The sequence below is a fragment of the Xanthomonas euvesicatoria pv. euvesicatoria genome (genome assembly GCF_020880415.1).
In the GTDB taxonomy this organism is placed as follows: domain Bacteria; phylum Pseudomonadota; class Gammaproteobacteria; order Xanthomonadales; family Xanthomonadaceae; genus Xanthomonas; species Xanthomonas euvesicatoria.
Map to the genome: position 1 here is coordinate 1 of NZ_JAJIUJ010000050.1, position 9,575 is coordinate 9,575.

Consider the following 9,575-nt stretch of genomic DNA (forward strand, 5'->3'; position numbering starts at 1 on the left):
CTGGCGCCCGAGAGTGGCCAGCGCACGGCGCGGACACGCGAGGCGGCAGCGGGGTGGATCCTGCCGGCGGTACCGGCGACCTGGTCGAGCTCCTGCAGGCGGCGGCCGCACGGCCGGTGCCGCTGCAGCTGCTGGCGCCCGAGAGTGGCCAGCGCACGGCGCGGGCACACGAGGCGGCAGCGGTGTGGATCCTGCCGGCGGTGCCGGCGACCTGGTCGAGCTCCTGCAGGCGGCGGCCGCATGGCCGGCGCCGTTGCAGCTGCTGGCGCCCGCAAGCGGAGCGCGCAGCCGGCAAAGCCGGCGTAGAGGCGAGGATTAGGGCCGAAAGGCGATGACGCGGGACGCGGCATCGGTGCGTAGCACCCAAAGCCGTTGACCGCACGCGGTCACGCCCCTGTGCCACTCGCTCAAAGCGATCGCTATGAGGGTGCGGCTAAAGTCACTCTTGCTCTCGATCAAGCGAAGCATTGTGTTCGCGTCGGTTTGCTAGAACCAAATCAAGAAGGGCAAAACCCATCATGCCCCCCAGAAAGGCGGCAGAACCTATCGTTACGAGATATCCCAGCAACAGTACCGGAAACGAAGCATCGCTTCTAACTGATAGCCAAAGGAGGCAAGAAGTTAGGAGGCCCACGCAGACCAGACCAAGGAGGTAGAGCGCCCATTGCGGAATCTTATCGATCCGGAGGGTGACGTGTTGAAACCAAAATTTGCGCAAGGCTCGGTTCATATGTGTGCCAGGAGGTAAGTGTTCTCGTCTTGGAAGCGATATATCACGTGCAATGTCAGCTCAAATTGACATCAGCCCTTGCCGCCCACGACAGCCATGATCTTGGGAACGGGGGGAAGCGAGCGATAGATTTTGATGCCACCAAAAGCTGATTCGACCTTCGCATTGGGATAGACCGCCAAGACTTGACGCAGCGATTTGGTGAAGTTCTTCTTGAAGTTGCTTCGGTCTGATATCTCGGTGCCGAATTGCTCCTGCAGACTTTTCCAATGCAGAAGCGCGGGACGTTCCAGGCGATGCAGTCGATGCGCTAGCCAAGCGTAGAGATCGATCGCCAACGCACTATCTTGGATCGCTCTGACTGCGCGTGCGTCGAGCGGCACAGAGGCCTTCTGGATGCTCAAGGCGAACTCGTCGGAGATCGTCAGCGAGCCAGGCCAAAGCATCCGCTGTCCAGTGCCGGCCGCCGTCTCCGGCCAGGCGTCGAACTGCTTGACGATGCGCTCTGCAGGACGCGTCACGGCCGCGCCAGAGGGCATATTCCAGCCAATAACCATCCGGCACGCGGCGAAGGCCTTGATTTGTTCCTTGAAGCCGGTCAGGCCTCCCTGCTTGCCACCACTCGCGTCGATATTGAGAGTGTTTTGCAGGAAGTCGCGAACGCTGTCCCCGAGATCAATGACCGGGTTACCGGTGCGGAGATAGCTGCGTTGCAAGTGCAACAGCAACAGGCGCGGCTTTGTGCCGTAGGGCAGCGACTGCTGAACAAATTTTTCGCCATCCCAGAGTGAGCCCGCTTCCAGCCGTATTGCGGCGGTGCCGCTCTTGCGCTCGAAGACTGCCGTTTTGGGCCGGCTACGCGGCAGACCAACTTGGCAGAACGTCGAGTGCAAGAAAGCAATGTCATCGCCTTCTGGCGCGCTGCCCATAATTTCAGCACCAGTCTCATACAGCTTTTTTTCTTTGCGACGCTCGGGAATAAGCTCAGAATTCATTAGGGTGTCTGTCCCTGGTTGCTGTTCGGCGCATCAGACAGCTTCAGCGGCCTGATGTTCTTTAGTTCCGCATGGAGCTCGATGGCATGTATCGCCAGGTCGTAACGCGTTTGCGCAGACATCCATTCCTCAGCGCCATCGCCGAAATAGAGCCCAAGCCGCAGCGCCAGCGCTGGCGTGACGGAGCCCTGGCACTTGGCCAACTCATAGATGCGCGGCTTGGAGACGCGCATATCGGTGGCGCAGCGGTAGGGTGTGATGTTGCGTTCCGCCAGCAATTTGGCGAGACGCTTCCCCGGATGATCAGATAGCGTTGGCATGTTGCTTGATGATTCCTGGGCCGATGGCAGCCACTTCATGAGTAGTAGCGAAGATAGAATTTTGTGGTGCTAACTGCACCATGACGTAAGTCGCGATGTCACGGCATGTAGCGTGGAACGACCGGCAAGAGTGCAGGACGAAATGCAATCAATGCAGACTCCCTCTCTCCGCGATTCTGGATTGCACGTGGTATTCCCAAGCGGTCTTATTTCTGGTCAGGATGGCCATGCGGGCTGTCCGAACGTCATCAGCTGCGCGAGCCGCAAAGCGGTTTGCCCATGACGCGATGCAACGTCGAATGCGCGCATCACTACCGACATCGCCGAGCAGTTCCCTTAGGCTGCTGATCGATGGGACCATGCCCAATTTCCAGCACTTCACTATTGCCGCGAAGGCCACTTGCTCTGAAAGAAACGAATTGATTTGGCAACTACCCGCAGCGCGTGCGCCCAGTTCGCGGGGATCAGATCCCAGGCACGGCAAGGTGATCACTGAGCGTTGGTTCACGAGTTCTGCAGCGCTGTACATGGCGGACAAGTTTCCCATTGCCGGACCAAAATCGCGGAACCATTGGTCGACATATGGTTGCAATTCGGTTACTGGCTCCCCCAGGTACATGGCTAGTATTTCGTTGGTTGGCATAACCCCGCCGTACAGCGAATTCTCAACCACGCTATAGATCCGGTGGAGCTCGTTCGCCGTAACCGTCACCTCCCGAGATCTGTTTTCGCCGTCACACATGTCGTGAGCGCTCATCATGGATACCTGGGTAGAATAGTACTGGCTGTAAGTAATACCCGCAACCAGTACTAGCCTGGTGGCGGGGCCGAGGCATGCTTTGGCTAAGCGCGGCAGCTTCGCAGGGCGTGAGATGTAGGGCTGGTAGCGTGCAGGCATGGGAATTCGAAAACGCCCGAAGACGCTGCCATGGCTTCTCTGTCCCTCGCCGGGGATCTGCGACGCATGCATGGCGACATGCGGCACCCGCGACCAGGTCGGGATCATCTGCTATGTCTGCCAGCAAGGGCTGTTTATGCCGCAACATCTATGGCAGCTGTCCCGCTGCCCCGACTGCCACGCAGAGTCAACGTTTTGCACCAGCTGCGGGAGCAAGGGGTGGGTCGCCACGCCGGCACATGATGTTGAGCTCGATGAACTCAGGCAGATTTGGAGCGCAGCTGAGGCGCGCTACCTGAGCAACGATCATGTCGTGCCGGAGGCGCTAGTCAATTGGAGAGGGTGGCTCGGCGACGCGAGCGAGTAGCGAAGGGCGCGATCAAGAGGCATCCAGCCGCGCGAGTAGTCGTTGGCGTTTCCGCTTTGGAGCTCGTTGAATGGCAAGCAGATCCCTGAGCTCGCGCTTGTCTGCATCGCCCAGAAGATCTTGCGCCTGCAATGCCTCGATGCGGCGTGCCCGCGCCTGCTTGTCCAGCTTGCCGACAACGGTGCTGAACTCTTCGCGCAGCTGTTGCGGGTCCGCATCAAGCCTTAGCACAGCCAGCTTACGGAGCGCTACTGCTTCCGGCCGAGCCTCAAACGCGTGCAGTAGCTGCTCAGTCGTCAGATCGGGATACTGCTGCAGCATGCGCACCAGGTCACCCAAGAGCTGCATGCCTGGCTGGCGCAGCGCACTGAACAAAAGCGAGCCCTCGATCGTCGCCGCCAGCGTTGGCTGCTGTAGCAGCAACGTGATTGCGGTGCGTGCCAGGCTCCGGCGGGGCTGTACGCCCGTGGATGCGATCGCAGTCAGCTTTGACTGGTCGTAGCCGCGCACCTTGAGACCGGTAACGGCGGCCAAGTGCTGCCACATCAGGTCAGCAAATGCCCCAGGCGGAATCAGGTCAAGCAGCGGCGATGCACGCTCCACCATGCGCGCCCTACCTTCAATGAGGTCGAGGTTGAGCCCACTGCGCGCGAGCGCAAAGACGAAATCCGACAGAGGGCAGGCATCAGCAAGGCATGCCTCAAAGGCGACGCGGCCCTCAATTCGCAGAAGCGAATCTGGATCTTGCCCTTCAGGTAGGAACACGAAAGCTGCCTGCCGGCCATTCTTCATATGTGGCAGCACTGCCTGCATTGCCCGCCGTGCGGCATCATGGCCAGCGCTATCACCGTCGAAGCAAAACACAACATCATCTGCAGTCCGGAACAGCAGGTCGGCCTGCTGATCGGTCACGGAAGTGCCGAGCGTGGCCACCGCGTTGGTCACGCCGGCCTGGTGCAAGGAAAGCACGTCCACGTACCCCTCGACCACCAGCAAGGTGGACGGCTGGGCATGCTCCTGGCGAACCTGCCACAAGCCGTAGAGCTCGCGCCCTTTGTGGAACACAGCCGACTCGGGCGAATTCAGGTACTTCGCGCCCACACCTTTCCCAGCAGCGCGGCCGCCGAAACCCACGACCCGCCCACGGCGGTTGTGGATCGGGAACATGAGCCGCCCGCGAAACTTGTCATAGAAACGCCCACTGTCGCTTTTGGAGAGCAGTCCCGCAGCCTCCTGCACGTCCAGGGCATAGCCTTCAAGCAGCAGCGCGTTCTTCAAGCACTCCCAGCTCTGTGGTGCATAACCAACGTCAAAATTCCCGCAGACAGACGCAGTAAGACCCCGCTCATCGAGATACCGCCTTGCCTCGTCCCGCTCCTGTAGCTGCAGCCGGAAATGCGCGGCGGCCGCGCCGTTTGCGGCGTAGAGACTGTCCAGCTTGCTCGGCTGCTGACCGTGACCACGGGCGCGGGGCACTTGCATGCCGGCTTTGCTTGCCAACTCCTCCACAGCATCCATGAACTCAATGCGCAAGTGCTGCATCAAGAAGCCAATTGCATTGCCGTGTGCGCTACAGCCGAAACAATGGAAGAACTGTTTGACAGGGGAAACGGTGAAGCTGGGCGTGCTCTCCTCGTGAAATGGGCAGCAAGCCTGGAACTCCCGGCCAACACGCTTCAGGGGTAGGTGTGCGCTAACAATTTCGACCAGGTCAGTCCGGGCCAATAGATCATCGATAAAAGCATCAGGAATACGCGCCATTGCAATGCCTCAGGCTCTAACCGCGCTGGCCACGAATACGATCGATCACCATGCGCTCGTCGGGATCGTGGTAGCGGCCCGTCCCCGCGAGACCGTGAGCCTCTACCGCACCAACATCGTAGCGGCGAGGCGACCTGTTGTGTGCGAACCATCCCCTGACCTGGTCACCCAACCCCGGATCGCGCGCGGTGAACTGCTCGATCTCTCGTAGATCTGCCAAGTCTGCATGCACCCCGGCATTCTCGTACTTCATCGTGAGCACGTATGCGGCCACCAAGGGAGCCAGGACGCAGCACAGCCTCAGCAGGCCCTGCCAGCCAGGCGAAAGCTGCACATCGACCACCGGCAGTGTGTACGCCAGGATCGTTGGCGCCGCGCCGATGGCAGCCAAGCGCCACAGGCCGACCTTCACTAGGCGGGTAGGGAAAGACAGCGCCTCCCAGGGCTGGTGGTTGAAGACACGATTCATAGCCGACCTCCAATTGTCTGTGTGATTCAAGTATTGCGCCGATAGAAAGTCTACCGGCGCACGTTGGCATACGTCAGTTATGCGGCAGCAGCCTTGCTCTTCGCCGCCCCGCCTTTCTTCGGACCGCTCACCGCCTTAGAGCCCTTGGGTGCAGGCTTACCCTGCTTCTTGGACGAAGATGTGACTACCAGGTCCGGACTGCGGATGATCGGCGGAACCCAACGTGTTGGGGCCAGCAGGCGCGCCGCCGTGGCAACAAGGTCACCCTTGCTCATGGTGTCCAGGCCGGGCTCGACGGTGCAATCTGCCTCTGTGAGCGCGCCCATGACCAGCTTCTTGCTGACGCGCGACAGATAGTTTGCTTCGTCAACGACGAAGTGGTCCGCCATGTTGAAGCTCAAGGCGTCCAGCATCTTCGCGGTGACACCGGTGTGCTCCTCGCTCGGTTCAATGGAGCTGGCCACCCCCAATGCAACGATGTGATCGAGCTCGATGTCTGTCATCAGCGACAGTGCATCCCACAGTTCAGCCGGATCGGCCGGGAGCCCGGCTAACTCCGCACGACAGCCGGCGGCAAACTCATCTTGCTTGGCTTTCACAGTGTCGCCTAGCTGCGGCAATCGGCTGCGCAAGCCGTAACCACCCGTGATGCCCAGGTCCGAGGGGACATTTTTCGCATGCCCCAAAATTTGTCCCACCGACCAGCAGGCCATCACGACTTTGGCGACGCGCGGGTTCTTCGCCACCTCCGATTGCACTGCGACGATCCGGTGTCCGAGCAATGCCCGCTGCAGCGCCTCACTGACATTGTCAGCCTTCCGACCGGCGTCCTGTGTTTCACGCCCCCCGGTCACACCGTTCTTCAAACGTCCTGCCCGAGCTGCCTCATCCAATGCACGCCGATCAATCTGGCGTACCAAACCACGCTCGATGCGCACAGCGCCGTCCTGAGCGAGCGTCACGGCCGCACCAGCGAAGCTCATCTGCTCCTGGCTGAACCGGTCCAATGTGCCGTAGAAAAGGTTCAGCTCCGACTGAGCATCGTCATTGATGCGGCGAAGGCGTTCCTCTACTGCGTCATCCTCAACATCCCCATCGAAGTAGTTCTGCAGCTCCGCCGATGCCGCATCCAGTTGGGCTTGCAGCTCTGCAGCCCGCGCTTGCTGGTCTTCGGTCAACTGGCCACGATCGGCAGCTGTGCGGCCGAACTTGGCTATCGCATTGGTTCCGCCATCGGCAAACACCTCAACCCAGGACCATCCCTCGTTCTGCAGTGACGCTGCCAGCTCAGACATCTTGTTGACCACCAGTTCGCTGAACAACGCGGCGTCCATCAGATACACGCGATCATTGAACAGGTCGGTCTGGACATGACCACCAGCCGCCTGGTAATCGGCGACGGTGACAAGTTTGGTCCGACGATCCACAAGGGCATCGATGTGACCTGTGGACAGACATTCGCGCAGATCCGTAGGTGTGCATGTCCAATCGGTATCCTTCCGCTCGTTCCAAACGGCCAGCTGCCGCGCATGGTCGTCGGTGATGGAAAGCGCCATCAGCTGTTGCAACGACGGGTGGTTGTTCAGCCGATAGGATTCCACCAGCGCTGGGGCGACAGCAGCAAGCTTCAAACGCTTTTCAACGGTCTGTGCGGACGTGCCGAAGGCGAGGGCAATCGACTCGATGCTGTGGCCATTAGCCACCTGCTTCGCGAAGGCTTTGAATTCGTCGGCCGGGTGCATCTCTTGGCGCTGCACGTTCTCGGACAGCGACAACATCTCTGCAACCGAGGAATCAACAATCTTGCACGTGACTAGATCGGCAGGATCACGGCGCCCATCCGTAACCAGATACTGCAGCGCACGCAGCCGCGTCTTACCAGCCACCACCAAAGGCACCCCATCGACCATCTCAACGGTCAGGTCGTGAATCAACCCGACTGCAACAATGTTGTCGGCGTAGGCCTCCACAATTGAACTCGCCGGCTCCGTGGAAAACCGCACGTTGCGCGGCGAGACATCGAGCGCGGCGATGGCGAAAGATTGGGTGGTCGTGTTGGTCTGCATGTTGTATGTCCTCTCAACGGTAACTGGAAATTCGTGGGTTTCAGGCGCTACCACTGGCTTGCGGTTCGATCCGCGAAGCGCGCATAAATGAGGTAAGGAATTCGCCGATTTCACTGCCGCACCACAGGGCAGCTCCGCTTGAAGCAAGCTGTATCAGCACGCGTGAGCCTTCCTGTCTGACGACGGCACGCACGCGGCGCTCTGGACGGTCAATGCGATAGATCGTCCCATCGGCACTAACGCCGTATCCGTACTGAGCGGCCTGCTGATGGATCTGTGCGAGTGGATGGCTCATTTGTGCGTACCCCGTTTTGCGTGCCCGCGCCGATATCGACGCGGGCCAGGATTTCATCAACCGGCAACGTTTGCCGTCAGGTCGCCCCGTACGTGAACCACCAGCGGGCGCTTGCCAGTCAGGTAGTACTGGGCGTAGGTGTTGCCTTCCTGTTCTGCCAGGCGCTTCACATCGTCCTTCGTGGTGTCTTCGACGGTCTGGCTATTTGTGTTGATCGACTTCATATAACTTCCTTGGAAGTTGAGGGTTAGGCGGACAAACGGTGCAGGGTGTCGGCGATTGGACGAACGCGGTTGTTGCGGCAATGCAGCTCGATGAGTGAGGCAAAGCCGGCAAGCGTTTCCGCGACGCGCGCACCCATCGGGATCAGAAAGCCAAAATCACGCACGGCCATTTCCAACGTCGCCGAATCGTTCGGCCCCACATTCCGAATCGGACGCAGTGCCACCAGCTGCCCTGTCCGAACCACATAGCCGGCAGGGGGTTCCATACGTGCTTTCGCCTGACCCGGGCATGCTTTGCTAGGCTCCGTAGCCGGCTCTTGCTTTGCCTTGGGCCTGCGAGAAAAAGTGGAATGAGCTTTCGTGGGTTGCTTCATTGCAGTGCTCCTGGTGGTTGTTGGGATGCTTCGCTGAGGTCCTTCGCCGTAGGGCCCCCGTTGCACGGCCGCGTAGGGCGTCAAGGGCGGCGCAGCCGAGCAAAGCGGTCCCTTGACGCCTGTAGCGGCTGTGCTAGGGAATAGGCCCACAGGCGAAGGGCCGCAGCGACGCATCCACCTGGTGGCGATGAAGCAACGTCTAGCGCGCGAGATGACTTCTCGCAGGGCACAAGGTGTGCGCCGGTTTTGCGGGCGCACTGGCAAGCGGAGCGCGCAGCACCGGCAAGCCGGTGCGGAGGGCTAAGGTGCCCAGGCCCGAAGGGGGGAGACCCGTAGGGGCTCAACGCGGAACGAAGTGGAGCGCCAGCCGAAGGCGCAGCGATAGCTGCGGGGACCGGGGCATAGCCCGCCCCTGCACTGTCAGCACTTCGGTGGAGATAGTTTTGCGGAGGTGGAAGAGCGTGCGATCGGCAGCAGAGGTACAAACATCAAGCAAAAAAAATCCCGCCGAGGCGGGACTAGGAATGGAAAACGTGGCCCAAGTGAGCCTTGGAAGATCACAGGTGGACGGTTACACGAAGAAGTAGATCGTGTACGCAATTCCTATCAAAACGAGAGAGGACATGATGTGGCGCCACTGCAGTGATGATTTGTTGCTGATGTGCAGGAACTCTAGAAAGTAACGCTGCTCAAGAGGTGACAGACCTGACAGAGCCGTCTTTGCATCAGCACCTGTGAGCGCTTTCGCTTTGGCTGCCTCGACTTTTTCCCAGATGTAAGGGTGTTGGTTGAGCCAACGGGCAAGGTGAGCGCCGCGAAGAAAGAAGTAGCCACTCAAAGCCAACCGCGCAAGGAGGATCAATGCGACCAGAATTGTAAGCCAGAGGAAAACCGGCTTGAAGTTTAGAAGATGTTCCATGGTGGAGGCAGCTAACGGGGATTGTTCGGTTGTGATGATGTGGATTGTTGGTCGCAGAAGTTGCGACCGCAGCGATGCTGGGGATTTTACGGTCTGATCTGCCGGCGAAGCCGGCGACCTTGTGCTCCTGCAGGCGCCGGCCGCAGGGCCGGCGCCG

At 60.0% G+C, this 9,575-nt stretch carries 10 protein-coding genes; all 10 read right to left on the reverse strand.

Annotation, left to right across the window (positions count from 1 at the left end):
• Positions 1 to 801 precede the first annotated feature (801 nt).
• Positions 802 to 1,725, reverse strand: a complete 924-nt coding sequence (locus LN450_RS09400) for a replication protein RepA (protein ID WP_228892745.1) — start codon at positions 1,723 to 1,725, stop codon at positions 802 to 804.
• Positions 1,725 to 2,084 (reverse strand): HigA family addiction module antitoxin, encoded by a 360-nt coding sequence (locus LN450_RS09405; RefSeq protein ID WP_228892746.1) that lies wholly within the window; start codon positions 2,082 to 2,084, stop codon positions 1,725 to 1,727. Before LN450_RS09405 ends, LN450_RS09400 begins: the two co-directional genes overlap by 1 nt.
• A 109-nt stretch (positions 2,085 to 2,193) precedes the next feature.
• A complete protein-coding gene (locus LN450_RS09410; RefSeq protein WP_228892748.1) occupies positions 2,194 to 3,051 on the reverse strand; it encodes a hypothetical protein in 858 nt (285 codons plus the stop codon).
• 271 nt (positions 3,052 to 3,322) lie between these two features.
• Positions 3,323 to 5,071: a DNA primase gene (gene dnaG / locus LN450_RS09415; RefSeq protein ID WP_228892751.1), complete on the reverse strand. Its 1,749-nt coding sequence runs from the start codon at positions 5,069 to 5,071 to the stop codon at positions 3,323 to 3,325.
• Between the two features lie 16 nt (positions 5,072 to 5,087).
• Positions 5,088 to 5,540, reverse strand: a complete 453-nt coding sequence (locus LN450_RS09420) for a hypothetical protein (protein ID WP_228892753.1) — start codon at positions 5,538 to 5,540, stop codon at positions 5,088 to 5,090.
• A 77-nt stretch (positions 5,541 to 5,617) separates the two neighbouring features.
• Positions 5,618 to 7,606 (reverse strand): ParB/RepB/Spo0J family partition protein, encoded by a 1,989-nt coding sequence (locus LN450_RS09425; protein WP_228892756.1) that lies wholly within the window; start codon positions 7,604 to 7,606, stop codon positions 5,618 to 5,620.
• A gap of 40 nt (positions 7,607 to 7,646) precedes the next feature.
• Positions 7,647 to 7,901, reverse strand: a complete 255-nt coding sequence (locus LN450_RS09430; RefSeq protein WP_209271198.1) for a hypothetical protein — start codon at positions 7,899 to 7,901, stop codon at positions 7,647 to 7,649.
• A 56-nt stretch (positions 7,902 to 7,957) separates the two neighbouring features.
• The gene (locus LN450_RS09435; protein ID WP_209271197.1) at positions 7,958 to 8,125 is read right to left on the reverse strand and encodes a hypothetical protein; all 168 of its coding nucleotides are present in this window, start codon (positions 8,123 to 8,125) and stop codon (positions 7,958 to 7,960) included.
• 23 nt (positions 8,126 to 8,148) lie between these two features.
• Positions 8,149 to 8,391: a hypothetical protein gene (locus LN450_RS09440; protein ID WP_053055119.1), complete on the reverse strand. Its 243-nt coding sequence runs from the start codon at positions 8,389 to 8,391 to the stop codon at positions 8,149 to 8,151.
• 679 nt (positions 8,392 to 9,070) lie between these two features.
• The coding region (locus LN450_RS09445) for a hypothetical protein (protein WP_228892757.1) at positions 9,071 to 9,575 on the reverse strand (505 nt) is incomplete at its 5' end.